Here is an 18116-nt window from a genome sequence, read left to right on the forward strand (position 1 = left end):
TTGGAAGAATTGATGACAATTGTTATGTCCATTTTAGGAAATTTTTGGATGAGTAATATTATTTACTTCAGCGATAATCAGGAACTGCACTGCTTCTTAAGCATTCCCTTGCACCTGCGGCCCCGCGCCCTTGTCCCGCCGAAACGATCATGCCGAAACGGACCAGGTAACAAAGCAGTCTGATATTAGGAATTGTTTTGTGCATTGGGTGACACACGGCGGCATAGTGACGGGCGTAACCGCAGGAAGAGTGATAGTGTCACAACACCATCAAGTTTCACATTCTGTGTAAATCGGCCGAATCCGTAGTCTATATTTGCGAAATGATGTACGATAACGACCTCTTCCTCCGTGCCGCCCGTGGTGAACAAGTTGATCGCCCTCCCGTCTGGCTCATGCGTCAGGCCGGACGGATACTCCCGCAGTACCGCGCCCTGCGGGCCAAACTGAGCGGGTTTAAAGAGTTAGTTTCTACCCCGGACCTGGCGGCAGAAGTAACCATTCAGCCCGTTGATGAACTGGGAGTGGATGCGGCCATCATTTTCAGTGACATCCTCGTAATTCCGGAAGCACTGGGCCTGGATTACAATATGGTGGAAAAAGTCGGCCCCCGGTTTCCGGAGGTCATCAAGTCGATGGCTGACGTCGAAAAATTACGTCCGGCGGCGGATGCTCCGGGGCATTTGGGCTACGTTTATGATGCACTCGACGCCACCAAAAAGGCGCTCAACAATCGCGTCCCCCTCATCGGCTTCGCCGGTGCCCCCTGGACCATCTTCGCCTACATGGTCGAAGGCGGCGGTAGCAAGACCTTTAGTAAGGCCCGGGCGATGCTCTACAAAGACCCCGCTTTGAGCCATGCTTTGCTGGAGCGCATTGCACGGGCTACGGCGGCTTATCTGAAAGGAAAGATCGAGCACGGCGCCGATCTGATTCAGCTCTTTGACAGCTGGGCGGGGGTCTTGCCGCGTGCCCATTACGAAGAGTTTAGCCTGCGCTACATCCGATTGATCATCGATGAGCTGGGCGGTAAAGTTCCCGTCACCGTTTTCGCCAAAGACGCCCGGCACGCTCTGCCTAAGATCGGAGAACTGCCTTGCGACGTGGTGCAGCTCGACTGGATCGCAGACCCGGTGCAGGCGCGGACGCAGGTGCAGGGGAAAGTCCTGCAGGGCAACCTTGACCCCGTACAGCTCTACGCTCCGCAGGAGGAAATCGTTGCGGCAACGACTAAGATGATCAACACCTTCGGCGGCCGTCACATCGTCAATCTCGGTCACGGGGTTTACCCCGACACTCCGCTCGATGGCGTACGTGCGTTCGTGGACACGGTGAAGGCGCATCGCTACCCGGCGTAAGCTGCCTCCGGTAGCGACCGGCCAAAGCGGCTTCCAGCCATGCTATAAGTTTGTAGCGCGTGCAGAGCACGCTTTGTCCCGTCGTGCGCAGAGCGCGCATACTCCGGAGAACCACCCCACGGATAAATCCGTATATCTACCATGAAACTTCCGCTATTCCTCCTCTTCGTCTTATTTACCTTTGCCTGCGAAGACGATGATGACTTTCAGGACAATATGACGCCCATGGGCCCCACCCAAGACACTCTCCGCCAAATCACTTACCTCGCCCTGGGCGACAGCTACACCATCGGCACCAGTGTCACGGCCCAGGAGCGCTGGCCGGATCAACTCTCGGCCGCGCTGGCCGACCAACATTCCATTGAAGTCTCCGATCTGGATATCATCGCCGTTAACGGCTGGACGACGCGCGACCTCATCAATGGGATCAACGCGGGCGTCCCCCGCAACGAATACGATCTGGTCTCCCTGCTCATCGGTGTCAACAATCAGTATCAGGGGAAATCGATTCGCGAATACGAGCTGGAGTTCTGGGAATTACTCAACACGGCCATCAGTTATGCCGGGGGCGACAAGAATAAGGTCTTTGTAGTTTCCATTCCGGACTATGCCTTCACGCCCTTTGGCGGTGGAAGTCAGCAGATAACGGATGAGCTGGTGGAGTTTAATGCCTCCGGGCGTCGCCTTGCGACGGAAGCCGGGATTCCGTTTTACAACATCACTCCCATCAGTCAGGAAGCCCAGGATGACCCTGAGCTGGTGGCCAGTGACAACCTGCACCCCAGCGGTAAACAGTATGCTCGTTGGGTTGAGGAGGTTATTCTTGCGCAGGTAGCTCGCTTGCTGGAAGAGTAAAAGCACGGGCCGCATTGCCCCAAAACCATCTTTGCCCCTGCGCGTGGCGCCCTGTAAACGCAACCTTTAGGCCCCTTCGGTTATTTCCTTAATTCATCATCAAACGAGGAATCAATATGGCCCATTTTGCCGAAGTCGTTACCGACATAAATAACACTGCCACCCACGAAACCATCATTCTCGGAGGGGGCTGTTTTTGGTGTACCGAAGCCGTCTATGTAGAGCTCAAAGGCGTCAAGCGCGTCGTCAGCGGCTACAGTGGAGGGCCCGAAGAAACGGCTAACTATGAAGCCGTTTGTACTAAAACCAGCGGGCACATCGAGGTGATACTGGTGGACTTTGACCCCAGTGTCATTACCACCCGCCAGATCCTTGAAGTTTTCTTCGCTACCCACGACCCCACTACGCCCGACCAACAGGGAAATGACAAAGGGCCTCAGTACGCCAGTGCGGTATTCTACACGACTGAAGAGCAGAAAGCCATTGCAGAAGAACTGATGGCCGAGGTGGTGCCAGAGCTCTATGGTGCTCCCGCAGTAACGCACGTTCTCCCCCACGAAACGTTCTACGCTGCGGAAGATTACCACCAGGATTACTACAATAAAGTCGGAAGCCGGAACAGCTATTGCTCGTTTGTGATCACCCCGAAGGTGGGGAAATTCCGGAAGCAATTTTCGGCTCTACGAAAGTAAGATAGGTTCGTAAGTCTTTTGGTATTTTGGCGCTTTGAATCTTTACAATATCGTTGAAGAATCTCAGCGCCGTATGGCCAAATACCAAAAGACCATGACCGTCAATCTAACTTCTGACACCGCCACCCGCCCGACCCCGAAAATGCTACAGGCAATGTTCGCCGCCGAAGTGGGCGACGATGTCTTCCGGCAGGACCCCACCGTCAACAAACTGGAAGCCACGGCTGCCGAGCGCTTTGGTATGGAGGCCGCCTTGTATTGCCCGTCGGGCACCATGACCAACCAGCTCGCCATTAAGTGCCATACGCAAGCGCTGGACGAGGTGATATGTGAAGAGAAAAGCCACATCTATCAGTATGAAGGCGGGGTATACAGCATGCTCTCCAGCGTGAGTATGAACCTGATCAAGGGCGAGCGGGGAAAATTATTGCCGGGTCAGATTTCGGCGGCCGTCAAGCCACGCTACGACTGGCTCCCCATTTCCAGCCTGCTGGTGATCGAGAACACCTGCAATAAAGGCGGCGGTTCCATCTATACCAATGAAGAGGCGCGGACGCTGGTGCAAGAGGCGCGTTCCTCCGGATTAGCCGTGCATTTAGACGGTGCCCGCCTGTTCAATGCACTGGTGGAAACCAAAGAGAGTCCCGCCGACTGGGGCAAAACGTTTGATACCATCAGCATCTGCCTGAGCAAGGGGCTCGGTGCGCCCGTAGGGAGTCTGCTGCTGGGCCCTGAAAATCTCATTGACCGGGCCCGCCGCTACCGTAAAGTACTGGGCGGTGGCATGCGACAAGCCGGCTACCTGGCCGCTGCTGGCCTCTACGCCCTGGAGCATCACACCGATCGCCTGGCGGAAGACAATGCCCGGGCCCGCCGCCTGGGCGAAGCCCTGGCTCCCCTACCCTTCGTTGCCTCCGTGGAAACGGTGGAAAGCAACATTTGCATCTTTCACCTTGCCGGTGCCCTTATGGCCGCAGACTTCCTCGACGACCTGGCGGAACACGGCATCCAGGCGGTACCCTTCGGTCCGCAAATGGTACGTTTTACGACTCATCTCGACGTGACGGACGAGATGGTCGACCATGTGATACGGACTTTGCAGAAAATGGCTTGATTACCGAATATAACTACACAGAATCCCCAGCTTGAGCTTATTTCGTCCAAAGTCGAATACCTGGGTGGGAAGCTGAGAGTCGACTACTACGTAAACCTTGGTTTTACCTCCTTCCATCGGAGTCACCCAAATAAGAATTTTCTCGCCAAAGCTCCCCGTTCCCGTTCCGGGAATGCTGGCCTTCAACCGACCGCCATCGCGGTCGCCTGATTCCATTTGCATCCCTGCCTGACGGATGGCCTCCCGGCAAGTGTGATAAGCAGCTCCGTAGCTTTTGTGCAGAATGATGGTTTGATCCTTCATGGAGGGTGAGCCCGTATACTCCACCTCGCCGAAAAAGCCCTTCGTTATCTCTTCTTCCTTTTTTTCCGGTTCGGGGCTAAGGTCCAGTTTAAAGACCTCTTTCTCTTCCTTTGGTGCCTCCTCTTCCACTATCGCCGGTCTTCGTTCAATTTCGTGGACTGAATCCCTCAGTCCGCCCTTAATGCGGTTTTGCACCCGACCAATATCTTCCTTTGAGAGCGTTCCCATTTCTATCCGGTCGCTTAATTCCCGTTCCCGCTTACCGAGTTGTACGATTCGTTTACGATCTGGGTGGCCTTCCGGCAGAAAAGCTGTTAGCTCATCAATTACTGCTCTGTAGTCATCGGCTTCGATGAGAGAAAGGAAGTGGCTTTTTTCGTCTTTGGTCATAGCTTATAGTAGATGGCTTACCAGCAAATTTAGTTTATTGTTGTTCCGCCCCCAGTCAACCACCATGGTTTTCAGCACGGAGTCCACGATTATGTGTACACTGGTCTGTTGGTCATTTACGGGCGTAACGAAGATCAGGACGCGTTCTCCAAAGCTGGTGATAAAGTTTCCTGAAGTACTGGCTTCGATACTCCCGTTAGCGCGGTCTTGCGCATCGAGACTCATTCCCGCCGCAGAAATTGCCCCCAGACAGCGATTCCACGCCTCCTCATACCGTGTTGCCAGCGTGATCTTTTTCTCTTTCATGCTCATCGAACCACGGTACTGAACCGTTCCGAAAAAGCCCTCCCTGCTGCCGGGCTTAGACCGAAAAGCGTCCGCAGGCTTCGGCGGAGGAGAGGGAGTTGCTTCTTCCTTCACGGACACCTTCGGAGGCGGAGGAGTAACAGGGACCTCCTCAATCGGCGGACGGTCCATCGTTTGTACAATATGGAGCAGTGTGTCGGCAATTTGGTTCTTGGCCAGCTTCGCATCCTCCTGAGCGATGATGGCATCCATACTCTGATCGTCGAGTTCCCGGAAGCGACGGGCGAGCTTGATTAGTCGCAGGTAAGAAGGGTGATCAATGGATAGCTTATCCTGCAAGAGTTCAATGGCATCATCCACCTGATCATCAGCTACTAGGTCGTAGAGTTGGCGCTTGAGTTTCTTGTCCATGGGTCCGCGTTTTTCACTTTAAGGAGATGGCGTAGGTTCCCAAAATAAGCCGTTTTGAGCAAAACCCGATGATTCGCCTATTCTCAGGTGTACTCAGCTGGCCGATGGCCCAATACCCGGGGAAGGAGGTGGCGGCCGGCCGGGCTAATTGATTGTGCGACCGATTCTCATTAATGATGCATCTCGCGAAACACAACTCTAAGAGCAGTGTCTATTCGTCAGCGCTTAGCTGACTTCAAGCCCGATCTGCTCTGCCAACTCAAGGGCGATGCGTTTACTGCGGAAATTCTCATCGGCATTTTCCCAAACCATCAGGGCCCGGGAGAGTGCTTGCTGCGCCTCCACGCTTTTGCCCTGCAGGTGCAGCGTGGTAGCATACTCCAACAGAATTTCAGGATGATTCACCTGAGACTTCAACTCCTTCTCCAGTACAGTAATGGCAGAATCATAGCGCCCCGTCCAACGATAGGCACGCGCAAAGAGAAGCGCCTGATCAGGGCTTTGTTTATTGAGTAGAATCTCATCTACAATGGCTGCTGCTTCATCATGTTTATCGGTTAAAACCGCCTTAACCATTTCTCCCAATTGGGCCATTAAAGGCCCCATTTGGGTAAACTTGTCTTCGCATTCTTCGAGTTTTTTCAGTTCCTCCTCTTCCCTTATTCCTTCAGCAATCATCTGTATTGGCAGGTAGCAACGATAGAGTTCTTCCAGCTCAGGGTCATAATCACCCAATTCATCCACCAGCTCATAGACCTTTTCGTAGTCATCCGTTTTAAGGGTGTAAATGGATTTTGCCGGATAGTTCCGGCTAACCAGCACATTCTTGGGCACCACCTTAATTAAGGAGGCCTCATAGCGGTGGAGACGGTATAACCTGATTAAAGCCTGCTCCCGGTTAGAGAGCTCGGCCGCCGTTTGCATAAGGTAAATAGCAGAATCAAGGCCATAGGTTACCTCGTAGTGATATTCCAACGCCTGATAAGGGTAGTATTCGTAGGGATACACCTTCCGGAAAGACTCCATTAACCGGTACAGATTAGTGTAATCTCCCTGCACATTGAACAATATTGATTTATAGCCATATTGCTCCCGTTCCGGCAAGACATCAGCCAGGCGCACCGCCAAACGGAGAAGAAGAATCGAACTGTCTTTTTTGCCCTGACCGTAAAGCTTATCCCCTAAAGCGTAAGCACAGACGGCACAATTCGGATCACTGCGAAGAGATTTTCGGAAGTAAGACACGGGAGCATCCAGTTCTCCGGCATTTTTCCGAAAGGCGATCGTTCCTTTGATGTAATCCTCCAGTGCTTCGACCTTATCCGTGAGGAGTGCAGCCACTGGCAAATCGGTGCTTAAATCATTGAGCTCATCTACTAATGGGAGGTAATTGAGAATCTGTGCATTAAGCTGGTCCACCACGCCGTATATGTCAGCAGATGCCCCCTGTAAGGTTTGTACGGGCTTGCCATCCCGGGTACGGTAGAGTGCTCCGTCCGCCTCGTGGCCTTCCGCTCCGACCTTAAAATCAACGCGGACGAAATAGTCCGTGCTCGCCCGTTCCGCAATACGCCGCTGGGTAGCCAGATTTATGTCAGAAAACTGTTCTGCACTAAAGCGATCATAATAGGTATTGAGCGAAATGGTGCTCGTGGTGATAATCTCCGGGCGTTGGCGGAGATCATCCGTTAACAGCAAGGCATAAGCCGTTCCCCACCAGTCCTGATCAGAATCATCCAAGCGGTTACTGAAATCAAATATGGCAATTCGCTGGACAGAAGAGGAAGCCGGAATAACCCGCTCGGAAGAGTTGCCCGCATCATCAATCACGGCAACGGTTTCCGTAACGGGCGCTGCATCAGCACCAGCGATCAGACAGGCGGATAAAACTACTAAGCCAACATTCAAGCCAGTAAGCCACCGCTTCCACCCACCGAGCCTACTATTACTGGATGGCGGCACCCCCCGGTAATAAATCAGCAGTGCCACCGCGGGGATCAGCCCTAACCATAGCAACAGGTATCGGTCTACCCAGACGCCCGAGAAATCATAGCGGCTCGTCATAAACTCAACGAACTGTAGCACCCCAAAGCCAACGGCCAGGTAAGTACCTAATAGTTGAGGTACCTGCCGGGACCAAAGTTTCTGCATAAAGGAAGTTTCAGACATCTAACGGGTGTTTACGTTGAGAAATACAAATATAGCCTATAAGGTTTCTGTGAATTCCTGCCTGCTGGTCATTTCGGGGCAAACGCATCAAATCCAAAATCGTATTTCGACAGTTTATTTTTGCTCCAATCAAACGCAGGCCTTATCCGGGTTAACTGCGGCGGGCAGCCGCTAAACAATGCCTTTAGTTTTTCCGCGGGGCAGAAAAAATAAAGGTGAAGGAGGAGAAACTTCCGAATGAGGTGTGAATAACCCGCACACCGTAAAAGAACAAAAACTACCTTCACCAGATGAAGATCTATACCAAAACCGGAGACAAAGGCCAGACCGGACTCTACTCCGGTCGCCGACTGAGCAAAGCCCACCCGCGCGTAGAAGCCTACGGTACGGTTGATGAGCTCAACAGTTTCGTTGGATTGCTGCGAGATACCGTGAACGACGAAGCTATCCGGGCCGAGCTATTAGCGCAGCAACACCACCTCTTCGCACTTGGTGCAGCCATGGCCGACGATCGCCCAGGTGAGGCCTACCGTCTCCCGGATCATGCTGCTACGGACCTGGAGACGTCCATCGACCGCATGAATGAGGAACTCCCGAAGATGACCCATTTCATCCTGCCGGGCGGAGCCCCGGCCGTCAGTCACGCCCACGTGTGCCGTACTGTTTGCCGCCGTGCGGAGCGGCGGACCGTTGAGCTGGCCGGGGAGGTAGAACTGGACGACAGCATTATTATTTACCTGAATCGGTTAAGCGACTGGTTTTTTGTGTTGTCGCGGCACCTTAGTCTGAAAATGGGTGTGGAAGAGATTAGGTGGATAAGCTAAACTCCCTACCTTCGCTCCCCTAACCAAGCCAACCAACATGAACATTTCTGTAATCGGAGCCGGCCAGATGGGTGCCGGTATCGCCCAGGTTTTTGCCGTCGGCGGACACACCGTAAGCCTCATTGACATCAGCCAGGAATCCCTGGACCGTGGCCTTGCCGCGATTCGAAAAAGCCTGGAAAGAATCGTTAAAAAGGAAAAGATAACGGCTGAGCAGCTGGAAGCGGCCATGAAAAACATCCAGACCTATACGGACATGGGCGCCGGAGCGCAGGATGCAGAGCTGGTCATTGAAGCAGCAACGGAAAACGTAGACCTGAAGCTCAAAATCTTTGCTCAGTTGGATTCCATTGCACCTGCGTCCGCGCCCCTTGCCACCAACACTTCCAGCATCAGTATTACCCGCATCGCGGCGGCCACTAAACGCCCGGACAAAGTGATCGGTATGCACTTCATGAACCCGGTTCCGGTGATGAAGCTCGTCGAAGTCATCCGTGGCTACGCCACCAGTGACGCCACCACCCAACTGGTGATGGACCTGAGCCGCGAGCTCGGCAAAGTCCCCGTTGAAGTGAACGACTACCCCGGCTTTGTCGCTAACCGCATCCTGATGCCCATGCTCAACGAAGCGATGTACACCCTTTGGGAAGGCGTCGGCGGCGTGGCTGAGATCGACACCGTTATGAAGCTCGGCATGGCCCATCCCATGGGCCCGCTGCAACTGGCCGACTACATCGGCCTCGACACCTGCCTCGCCATCCTCAACGTCATGAAGGAAGGCTTCGGCCGCCAACACTACCAGCCCTGCCCCCTGCTCGTCAACATGGTCACTGCCGGAAAACTGGGCCGTAAATCCGGCGAAGGCTTCTACGATTACTCAGCCGGAGGGAAAGAATTAATCGTAAGTAGTAGCTTTAAGTAACCAAACCAGTTCTTATCACCGTGGAGAATACGACCTGCTTAAACTGCCAAACCGCGTTCTCCGGACACTTCTGCCCCAACTGCGGGCAAAAGGCAAGCACCCGTCGGTACAGCTGGAGCTACGTTTTCTCCAAAGACTTCCTTTCGGATATTTTCAACTTTGATCGTGGCTTTTTGCATACACTAAGGGACCTGTCCTACCGCCCCGGACACCTGGTAAATGACTATCTGCAGGGAAAGCGAAAAACCTATTTTAACGCCGTTGGCTTCCTTCTCATAGTGCTGGCAATCGAAGCCCTGTTATGGAGCTTGTCGCAGAATTCGGTTGCAGAGCTGATGCTGGACAACTTCAATGCTCAACTGCGGGACCAGCCTGATCCAGGTATTACCCTGGAGGATGTAGAGATCATGCTCAGGAATCAAAAGATAATTTTCCTCCTGACGGTGCCATTGGCGGCGTTCTTCAGCTGGCTGGTTCTTAAGCGGCTGCTGTACAACTTTCTGGAGCATTGCATTGCCATTATCTTCCTTTTAGCGATGAACACCATGCTAGGGTTTTCTGCCGGTCTGCTGGGCCTTCTGCCCATAAGCATGGACACCTTCAAGCTTATATATGCACCTATTTCCCTGATCGTGATTGCTTTTGATTTCCTGCTGATATGGCAGTTTAGCCAGAAAGCAGACTACAGTCTGGGCGGCAGGATCTGGAGAACCGCTTTGACCTTTATCCTGGTCATCACCGTCATTGCGGGAAGCCTGCAATTTGCCATGGGCATATCCAAAGGATACCGCGATGCCGGAAAATCTGTTCCTGTGGAAAGCTCAGAATAAAACTTAATCTGGAGATAACCTACCCTTTTCCGGAAGCTTACTATTAAACCTATCTTCGCCTACCAAAAATCATCCGCATGGTGATTTTTTCCTCAAACCAAACCAACCATATGCGCGCGTTTTTCTTCTTTCTGGCTGTCTGCCTGACAGTTTCCCTCTCTGCACAGGAGGTAATAATTACCGGCCTGATGGACGGCACTCAGGGCGGTTCACCCCGTGCTCTTGAAATCTACGTTTCCGGAACGGTCAACCTTACCGGACTCCGCCTGGAACGATCAGCCAACAGTAATAATTTCCCCGATGATCAACTTGATCTGACGGGGAACTACACGGACGAGTTCATCTACATCGTCAATAACAGCGCTGATTTCGCCAGTGCTTTTGGTAGCGCCGGAGACTTTGCCAACGTTACGACGGATCAGGGATTACTATCCGTTAACGGAAATGATGCTTTTCGGATCATCAATATCTCTAGTGGCGTTGTCATTGATCAAACCGGAGGAGAAGAAGGAGACAACGGAGCTGTTCTATATGAAGACGGCTACCTGTATCGTAACGACAATACCGGCCCGGACGGAGGCTGGGTAGCTGCCAATTGGGTTAATTTTCTAAACGTACTTGACGGCCAGACATTTGCAGAAATGGGAGCTACCGTCCCCTTCGGCACCTACTCCACTACCCCTCCCGGCCCCAGCGTTAGTGCTATGGCCAACGGAGATCTTACGGAACCAGCCACTGACGGTGGCTTTACCGTCACTCTCTCTGAAGCCGCCGCCGGTCCCGTGACTGTGATGTACACACTGGGCGGTACCGCCACCGTTGGCGACGACTACAGCGACCCGGGCAGTGGCAGCGTTGTTATCCCCATGGGTATGTTATCCGCTGACATCAACATCGAAGTCGAAGATGATATGGATTCCGAGCCCGCAGAAATCATTGAGATTACGCTCACAGGCGTGAGTGACGCCACCTTTGCCCTTGGCGGCGGAGCGACCATTAATGTTTTTGACGATGAGCCCGTTAGCGCCACACCCATTCATACCGTACAGGGCAGTGGAACCAGTAGCCCCATGACCGGACAAACGGTTAGTATCGAAGGGATCGTTGTCGGAGACTTCCAGGGTGGCACGGGTGTTGGTCTGGGAGGTTTCTTCGTTCAGGAAGAAGACGCTGATGCAGATGCTGACCCATCCACCTCAGAAGGCGTTTGGGTTTTTGACAACTCTGCCGGCATTGACGTCAATGTTGGAGACCTGGTGCAGGTTACCGGTGTGGTCGAAGAATCCAGTGATCTGACCCAGATCAATGTTACGGGTGGCGGTGCCACGGTCAATATTGCCAGCACTGGCAACACCTTACCAACGGCAGCAACACTTGACCTGCCCGTCGCTCAGGAGAGCAATTACGAATCTTTTGAAGGGATGCTGACCGCTGTGGCAGACAATACCTACATCACCGAAACCTTTAGCGTTGGCCGCTTCGGGGAGTTCACCGTTTCTGAAGAAGAGCGGCTTATTCAATTTACCGAATGTAATGCCCCCGACCCAGTCGCCCTGGCCGCTTACAACGACGCGCAGGATTTACGCAAGCTCATCGTAGACGATGGCCGTAGTGGAGACAATGCTTTCCCAATTATTCTCGGTAACGGCTATGAAGTAAACGCCACCAACAGCATTCGCAGTGGAACGGTGGTTACTGGCCTCACGGGTGTAATTGACGAACGCTTCGGCAGCTACCGTATGCAGGGCACCGACTTCACCCTCGCCGGTGGCAATGAACGGCCTACCGCTGCGCCAGCGGTAGGTGGCAATCTCACCGTTGTGGGTATGAACGTACTCAATTACTTTACTACCCTCGGTAGCCGCGGAGCGGATAATGCTGCTGAGTTTGATCGTCAGGAAGCCAAGATTGTAAATGCAATCTGTGAACTGGATGCAGACATTTTTGGCCTTGCGGAAATCGAAAACAACGGATATGGTGCCAGTGGGGCACTGCAAACTCTAATCGACGCCATCAGCGCAGAGTGTGGTATTACCTATGACTTCGTCACCGCCCCTAACAGCGGTATGGACCAAATCCAGGTTGCTCTGATTTACAAGACCTCTACCGTAGAAGAATCCGGAACGGCGGCCTCTCTCAGCACACCGGCGGCGGTATTCAGCAGCAACCGAATTCCCGTCGCCCAAACCTTCCGCATCATCGAAGCAAGCAACGCCAGCTTTGGCCAGCAAGTAACGGTCTGCGTGAACCACTGGAAGAGTAAAGGCGGAAGCTGTGGTGCCGGAGACGACGACACGGGCGGCGCCGGCAGCTGTGATGGCACCCGGACCGATGCCGCTATTGCTATCCGCGACTGGCTCAGCGCCGATCCTACGGGAAGCGGAGAGACGGACCAGCTGGTAATCGGTGACCTTAATGCCTACAGCCAGGAAGCTCCCATTACCACGATGATCAATGCGGGCTTTGTCAATACCGTTCGCGACCAGAACGGAGGCAGCAGCTTTCCTTGCGGTAGCGTTCCTTCCTACGTTTTCCGAGGAGAATGGGGCAGCCTGGACCACGCTCTCGCCAGTGCAACACTCGCCGCTAAAGTGACGGGAGCTACTCCCTGGACGGTCAACGCACCAGAACCAACCGCACTTGACTACGATACCCAGTTTAACGACCCCGCGCTCTACGCTGATGACTTCTACCGTTTTAGCGACCACGACCCCATAGTGGTCGGAATGGACCTCGGCCCAGCATTACCCGTTGAATTACTGTCTTTCACCGGCCAGGAAGACAATGGCGATGTACTATTGCAATGGGAAACCGCTACGGAGCAAGCGACCGATCGCTTTGAAGTCCAGCGCCGCGATGCCAACAACGACTTTATCCTCATCGGTACCGTAGCCGCTGCCGGCAACAGCAGTACTCCACAAAGCTACTCCTTCACTGACGAAGAGCCCTTCAGCGGTGAAAATGCCTACCGGCTACGCATCATTTACCTCGACGGTAGCGAAGCCTTCAGTGACATCGTCACCGTAGAAATTGACCCCACCAATTCCCTTCAGCTGATTCCTCTTTCCGGAGGCCAGGATTACCGCCTCTCCGGCGCGCCCCTGGGCACAGAGTATTTGCTGACTGACGCCCGTGGTGCCCAGTTATCCAAAGGCTCCGTCAATGCGGAAACAACCGACATTAATGGTAACGGCCTGCCTACCGGCGTATACTTCCTGATGGTACGTACACCCAACGGTAAAGCGCATAGCTTCAAGCTGATGCTGCGGTAGAAAAAATCTGCCCCACCTCCGATAAGACCGGTCGATTTGAAAAATCGCTCTAACCCGCAAAGGCGAGGTTAGAGCGATTTTTTTATCCGGAAGATACTGTTTGATCGGGAGGCACTAGCCATCACCATCAATCCTCCACCTTCAGCTCCGTCTTCAGGGCTGCCATTCGCTCCTTCAGGCGGGTTTCCACGGCTTCCAGTTCGGGGTCTCCGATTCGGTTATTCATTTCGTTTGGGTCCGTCTCCAGATCAAAGAGTTCGTAACTTTCAAAACCCGGCTCCGTGAACTGGATGAGTTTGTAACGTCCATCCCGCACCCCTTCATGACGGGCGACCCGGTGGTAGCTATCCATTTGCTGATAGTAGCGGTAGTAGATGTCTTCTCGCCAATCTTCGGGTCTATTGCCTTCCAGTAGTGGCTTCAGGGACGCTCCTTGCAACTCCGCGGGCGGTGAAATGCCGGCATAATCCAGCAAGGTGGAGCTCAGATCGATATTCAGCACCAGGTCTTCGTTGACTGAAGCGGGCTTAACCCCGGCCGGGTACCGAATCATTAAAGGTGTACGATGGCTCTCTTCGTACATAAACCGCTTATCATACCAGCCATGTTCGCCCAGGTAAAAGCCCTGGTCAGAAGTATAAATAACGATCGTGTTTTCAGCCAGACCGGATTCGTCCAGGTAATCCAACACCCGACCAACGTTATCGTCTACGGACTTAACACTGGCCAGATAATCCTGCATATAGCGCTGGTAGCGCCATTCCAGTTCCTTGTCCGTCCCTTTCACCGCGAGCCATTCCTCCCCTACCCGTTTCAGGAAGGGCTCCCAGGCTTTCTGCTGGGCGGGGCTCAGCCGGCCAAGCTGGCGACGAAAGTTTTTCACCTGATCAAATTTGGGGTCTTTAATGAAAGTGGCACCTCCCGTTCCCGGGTCAGGATTTTGATAATCACCGGTTACTTTCAGGTCGTGACTGGTAAACATATCGGCAATTCGCATATCAGCGTTTTCGGCAGCGGGCCGGCCTTCATAGCTATCGCGTAAGTTGGCGGGCACCGGATAGCGCTTATCCAGTAATCCCGGCAGATCATTAGTATCGGGCATCCAGTTCCGGTGGGGTGCTTTATGCCAGTAGAGCATCATAAAAGGCTGGTCAGAATCATCCGTAGCCGCCTTACGCAGCTCCCGAAGTGCGTAGTCGGTAATGACCGTGGAAGTGTAGCCTTCTACGGCATCCAGCGTGTCTCCGTTATGAACAAAAACGGGCGAGTAATAGCTCCCCTGCCCGATGAGTCCGTGGAATTCATCAAAACCCCTCGGGATGGCCTTCAGGTGATGCTTGCCAATCAACGAAGTGCGGTAGCCAGCCTTATGCAGTTCTTCGGGGAAAGTCCATTGGTTCGGATTAAAGGGACTCAGGTTATCGATTTTGCCGTTAAGGTGGCTGTACTTCCCCGTCATGATGGCAGCCCGGCTGGGCGCACAGATCGAGTTCGTAACGAAGCTGTTCCGGAACAGCATCCCTTCTTTAGCAATCCGATCCAGATTCGGCGTTTTGATCAATTCATCAGAGTAGGCCGAAATGGCACGCTGGGCGTGATCATCCGACATAATGAAGAGGATATTGGGCCGGGGCGTTGGCTCATTTGCAACATCATTCTGGGCGCGGTCGCAGGTGCAAAGCAGGATCAATAAAAGCAGGGGAAATGTGTGTCTCATGTGCTAAATGTAGTTATTGAACACTACAATTCTTACCCCATGAGCGCGCAATCTCCTGATTGGTTTATTTCCTGCAATGCAGGTGGCAAAAACAACTCCCTCAGCAACTGGTTACCCCAGGACAATCACAATCTCGAGTAAAGCGAACGCTCGAAGGTCCTTTCAGGCCCCTTCCAGGTCCGTGCTTTGCCTTGCATAAGGGACCTTTGAGCATCTCGTCGGAGAGCTTACGATTCCCTGCTGGTTACCTTTTTTTGCGGATTACAACATTATCCTCTACTGCCCCTGAAATGATTATCATCCCGAAGTGAAGCCTGCTTCCGGTTTATTCATTGCACCAGCGTCCGCGCCGGTTGAAGAACCTGATGCAGTGTTCCGTTTTTCTAAGTTCAGCCAATATTTTACGAAAAGGAAATGGTTAGCTTTTTCCTTCTGCATAGAAGTCATCCAGCTTTCGCTCCTGCGGCTCATTAAGCTTACCGACTGACTTACCAACGAGCATGGCTACCGTTGCATCGCCCGTTACGTTGGCGACCGTACGGCACATATCCAGTGGGCGGTCAACGGCAAAGATGAGCGCCAGGCCTGCTTCCGGGATACCCGCCTGCCCCAGGACGATGACGAGCATTACCATGCCTGCACCGGGCACGGCGGCCGAACCAATACTGGCTGCCAGCGCCGTAGTTATGATGCCAAGTTGAGTCATCAGGTCGAGGTTCATCCCATAAGCCTGAGCAATAAATACGGCAGCTACTGCCTGGTAAAGGCTGGTACCGTCCATGTTAATCGTAGCCCCGATGGGCAACACGAAACTGGTTACTTCTTCGTCCACTCCCAGGTGCTCTTCCACCCTTTCCATGGTAACGGGCAGCGTAGCGGCACTGGAGCTGGTGGAGAAAGCCAACAACTGGGCCGGGCTAATGCCGTTGAAGAAGAATTTCATTCCCTTTCCGGTAAATACTTTGACCAGCGTCGGATAGACCAAAAAGATCATTATGCCCAGGCCCGCTAAAACACAGAGAGAATAGTACAACAATGCTTTAAACAGGCCAGCACTGGGCGCTTCTACCACTAAAGCGGCCAGGAGTGCAAACACACCATAGGGAGCAGCGATCATGATGAGGTCAATGAGTTTTAGTACCACTTCATTGACACCATCAAAGAAATCTTTCACTGGCTGGGCCTTCTTCGGGTCAATCAGAATGAGACCTATCCCAAAGCAGATTACGAAAAAGATCACCTGCAGCATATTGCCGTTACTACTGGCGGCGCCGACGATGTTGTCGGGCACCAGATCCACCAGTGCCTGCAGTGGCCCGGCTTCCCGTTGGGCTTCTGCGTCCATGATGCGTTTTCCGGCGTCAGCGGCAAAGTCGTTCAGGAGGCTATCGCGGGTAGACTCATCGAGCCCACGCCCGGGACCAACCATGTTGACAATGCCCAGACCGATGACGATCGCCAGAACGGTGGTTCCAACGTAGATGGCGATCGTACGGCCGCCCATGGCGGAGAGCTTGGAAATATCCTTCAGGTCCGTGATCCCCTTGATCAGGCTAGCCACGATCAGCGGAATAGCGATCAGTTTGAGACTGTTAATGAAAATGGTGCCGAAGGGTTTGATCCAATCCTTTACGAAGCCGCCCCACTCCAATTGGTTAGCGAGAATACCGAAGAGAATTCCGGCAACCATGCCGAGGAGGATTTGCCAATGGAGCGCAAGCTTTTTCATGTTTCACCTGATTTAGGAGGGGAAAGATAGAAACTCAGGGTTGGACTGGGTAGATATCGGAGCCTAAATCAATAAAAGCCTCGCAAAGTAGGTTTTCGTATCCTGCTTTCTGGCTAAATCAGACTTTGTCTTTTGAAAGATACGGGCGAGGGGCCGCGGGTGCAGTGGGAGTTGATGAGAGCCAGGTCCCCGCCCCTCAGGCAATTACTTTACTTCCATTAAGAACGGCCTCTGGCTGTGGCCGGTCATTTGCCTCCTGATCAGATGGGTTATTTTTGATCTGAGGTCTGTTAACTTCCGTTGCCGGCATGCCTTGACGAACCTTATCAAAAAAGTCAGGAGAAGGTGCATAGCTTGTCCAGCCACCATCAACGAGCAGTGTTTGACCGGTGATATGCCGGGAAACAGGATTGAGCAGGAAGCCAACCGTAGCCGCCACGTCTTCAGGCTGTCCCACTTTACCGTTGGGGTTGAGTTTTGCCCAGATTCCGGCGTAGTCGGGTTCTTCTTCCATGGTTCTTTCCGTCAGGGTCGCGCCGGGCGAAACACAGTTAATGCTGATGCCTAATGGTCCCAGGGGAAGGGTCAGTTGCTTAGCCAGCATGCTGATGCCGGCTTTTGACATACCATAAGCCGCCAGATTATTGTAAGCGCGGGCACCAACGTTAGATCCGATCAGAACGATGTTACCACCACTACCCTGCTCTTTCATCTTTGCGGCAGCGGCCTGCGCCAAAAAGAAAGTCCCCCGCAGATTCAGGTTTACTACCTTTTCAAAGCTTTCGGGGGTGAAGGAAAAGAAATCTCCAAATTCCGTCAGGCCGGCATTCGCCACGATCATTTCCAGGCGGCTATTGGGAATCTCAGCAGCAAAATCCACCATTTCACGGATGAAATTTACGTCTCCGGCATCGCCGGGATAAGCGTGAGCCAGTTTGCCATCGGTTGCTCTGTTTAGCTTTAATGCAGCCTGAGCAGCCACTTTAGGGTTAATATCATTGATGATTACGTTTGCTCCTTCACGGATCAAATGCTCCGCGATGGCGTAGCCAATTCCATTACCTGATCCGGTAACAATAGCGGTCTTATTCGAAAAAGGCTGGAAAATCATATTTGGTTATTTTTAGGGGTATGCACTTGTCTAACTACTCGTCTAAAGCGTAACGAAGACCGAATTGTTTTGAAAAAATCAACGTGTAAACACCGTTTTGACGTGTAAGTATT

Annotated in this window: 14 protein-coding genes; 8 read left to right on the forward strand and 6 right to left on the reverse strand. The window is 53.0% G+C overall.

Features of this window, described 5'->3' with window-relative positions; all coding sequences use genetic code 11:
• Positions 1 to 323: 323 nt before the first annotated feature.
• The 4 genes from hemE (at position 324) to BM123_RS00270 (ending at position 4019) form a co-directional block, all read left to right on the forward strand.
• Complete coding sequence (hemE, locus tag BM123_RS00255) at positions 324 to 1358, forward strand: uroporphyrinogen decarboxylase (RefSeq protein ID WP_175489196.1); 1035 nt, start codon at positions 324 to 326, stop codon at positions 1356 to 1358.
• A 141-nt stretch (positions 1359 to 1499) separates the two neighbouring features.
• Complete coding sequence (locus tag BM123_RS00260; protein WP_217642073.1) at positions 1500 to 2213, forward strand: SGNH/GDSL hydrolase family protein; 714 nt, start codon at positions 1500 to 1502, stop codon at positions 2211 to 2213.
• Between the two features lie 116 nt (positions 2214 to 2329).
• On the forward strand, positions 2330 to 2905 hold the full coding sequence (gene msrA, locus BM123_RS00265; RefSeq protein ID WP_090164805.1) for a peptide-methionine (S)-S-oxide reductase MsrA: 576 nt from the start codon (positions 2330 to 2332) through the stop codon (positions 2903 to 2905).
• Positions 2906 to 2999: 94 nt separating this feature from the next.
• The gene (locus BM123_RS00270) at positions 3000 to 4019 is read left to right on the forward strand and encodes a threonine aldolase family protein (protein WP_090165174.1); all 1020 of its coding nucleotides are present in this window, start codon (positions 3000 to 3002) and stop codon (positions 4017 to 4019) included.
• Here the strand turns inward: BM123_RS00270 and BM123_RS00275 are convergent, their stop codons facing one another.
• The 3 genes from BM123_RS00275 to BM123_RS00285 all read right to left on the reverse strand — a co-directional run bounded on the left by BM123_RS00275 (position 4020) and on the right by BM123_RS00285 (position 7580).
• Positions 4020 to 4712 (reverse strand): hypothetical protein, encoded by a 693-nt coding sequence (locus BM123_RS00275; RefSeq protein WP_090164806.1) that lies wholly within the window; start codon positions 4710 to 4712, stop codon positions 4020 to 4022. It abuts the gene before it with no gap.
• Positions 4713 to 4715: 3 nt separating this feature from the next.
• Positions 4716 to 5429, reverse strand: a complete 714-nt coding sequence (locus tag BM123_RS00280) for a hypothetical protein (protein WP_090164807.1) — start codon at positions 5427 to 5429, stop codon at positions 4716 to 4718.
• A 225-nt stretch (positions 5430 to 5654) separates the two neighbouring features.
• The gene (locus tag BM123_RS00285; protein ID WP_175489197.1) at positions 5655 to 7580 is read right to left on the reverse strand and encodes a tetratricopeptide repeat protein; all 1926 of its coding nucleotides are present in this window, start codon (positions 7578 to 7580) and stop codon (positions 5655 to 5657) included.
• Between the two features lie 308 nt (positions 7581 to 7888).
• Between BM123_RS00285 and BM123_RS00290 the strand changes: the two genes are divergently transcribed.
• The 4 genes from BM123_RS00290 (at position 7889) to BM123_RS00305 (ending at position 13446) form a co-directional block, all read left to right on the forward strand.
• Entirely contained in the window at positions 7889 to 8422 is a 534-nt protein-coding gene (locus BM123_RS00290; protein ID WP_090164809.1) for a cob(I)yrinic acid a,c-diamide adenosyltransferase, read from the forward strand.
• 37 nt (positions 8423 to 8459) lie between these two features.
• The gene (locus BM123_RS00295; RefSeq protein WP_090164810.1) at positions 8460 to 9344 is read left to right on the forward strand and encodes a 3-hydroxyacyl-CoA dehydrogenase family protein; all 885 of its coding nucleotides are present in this window, start codon (positions 8460 to 8462) and stop codon (positions 9342 to 9344) included.
• Positions 9345 to 9364: 20 nt separating this feature from the next.
• Entirely contained in the window at positions 9365 to 10174 is an 810-nt protein-coding gene (locus BM123_RS00300) for a DUF3667 domain-containing protein (protein WP_175489198.1), read from the forward strand.
• A 110-nt stretch (positions 10175 to 10284) separates the two neighbouring features.
• Complete coding sequence (locus tag BM123_RS00305; RefSeq protein WP_175489199.1) at positions 10285 to 13446, forward strand: ExeM/NucH family extracellular endonuclease; 3162 nt, start codon at positions 10285 to 10287, stop codon at positions 13444 to 13446.
• Positions 13447 to 13573: 127 nt separating this feature from the next.
• Here the strand turns inward: BM123_RS00305 and BM123_RS00310 are convergent, their stop codons facing one another.
• The 3 genes from BM123_RS00310 to BM123_RS00320 all read right to left on the reverse strand — a co-directional run bounded on the left by BM123_RS00310 (position 13574) and on the right by BM123_RS00320 (position 18003).
• Positions 13574 to 15163 carry a sulfatase family protein gene (locus tag BM123_RS00310; RefSeq protein WP_090164813.1) on the reverse strand — a complete coding sequence of 530 codons (1590 nt, stop codon included), beginning with the start codon at positions 15161 to 15163 and terminating at the stop codon, positions 13574 to 13576.
• A 418-nt stretch (positions 15164 to 15581) separates the two neighbouring features.
• Positions 15582 to 16892, reverse strand: a complete 1311-nt coding sequence (locus BM123_RS00315; protein ID WP_090164814.1) for a dicarboxylate/amino acid:cation symporter — start codon at positions 16890 to 16892, stop codon at positions 15582 to 15584.
• A gap of 196 nt (positions 16893 to 17088) precedes the next feature.
• Positions 17089 to 18003 (reverse strand): SDR family NAD(P)-dependent oxidoreductase, encoded by a 915-nt coding sequence (locus tag BM123_RS00320; protein WP_090164815.1) that lies wholly within the window; start codon positions 18001 to 18003, stop codon positions 17089 to 17091.
• Positions 18004 to 18116: the final 113 nt, after the last annotated feature.

The sequence above is a fragment of the Neolewinella agarilytica genome (assembly GCF_900110645.1).
GTDB lineage: Bacteria > Bacteroidota > Bacteroidia > Chitinophagales > Saprospiraceae > Neolewinella > Neolewinella agarilytica.

Excerpts from the sequence above, each read along its gene's own strand:
- hemE (WP_175489196.1), top strand. The coding sequence starts at position 324 with ATGATGTACGATAACGACCTCTTCCTCCGTGCCGCCCGTGGTGAACAA.
- BM123_RS00260 (WP_217642073.1), top strand. The coding sequence starts at position 1,500 with ATGAAACTTCCGCTATTCCTCCTCTTCGTCTTATTTACCTTTGCCTGC.
- msrA (WP_090164805.1), top strand. The coding sequence starts at position 2,330 with ATGGCCCATTTTGCCGAAGTCGTTACCGACATAAATAACACTGCCACC.
- BM123_RS00270 (WP_090165174.1), top strand. The coding sequence starts at position 3,000 with ATGACCGTCAATCTAACTTCTGACACCGCCACCCGCCCGACCCCGAAA.
- BM123_RS00275 (WP_090164806.1), bottom strand. The coding sequence starts at position 4,712 with ATGACCAAAGACGAAAAAAGCCACTTCCTTTCTCTCATCGAAGCCGAT.
- BM123_RS00280 (WP_090164807.1), bottom strand. The coding sequence starts at position 5,429 with ATGGACAAGAAACTCAAGCGCCAACTCTACGACCTAGTAGCTGATGAT.
- BM123_RS00285 (WP_175489197.1), bottom strand. The coding sequence starts at position 7,580 with ATGCAGAAACTTTGGTCCCGGCAGGTACCTCAACTATTAGGTACTTAC.
- BM123_RS00290 (WP_090164809.1), top strand. The coding sequence starts at position 7,889 with ATGAAGATCTATACCAAAACCGGAGACAAAGGCCAGACCGGACTCTAC.
- BM123_RS00295 (WP_090164810.1), top strand. The coding sequence starts at position 8,460 with ATGAACATTTCTGTAATCGGAGCCGGCCAGATGGGTGCCGGTATCGCC.
- BM123_RS00305 (WP_175489199.1), top strand. The coding sequence starts at position 10,285 with ATGCGCGCGTTTTTCTTCTTTCTGGCTGTCTGCCTGACAGTTTCCCTC.
- BM123_RS00310 (WP_090164813.1), bottom strand. The coding sequence starts at position 15,163 with ATGAGACACACATTTCCCCTGCTTTTATTGATCCTGCTTTGCACCTGC.
- BM123_RS00315 (WP_090164814.1), bottom strand. The coding sequence starts at position 16,892 with ATGAAAAAGCTTGCGCTCCATTGGCAAATCCTCCTCGGCATGGTTGCC.
- BM123_RS00320 (WP_090164815.1), bottom strand. The coding sequence starts at position 18,003 with ATGATTTTCCAGCCTTTTTCGAATAAGACCGCTATTGTTACCGGATCA.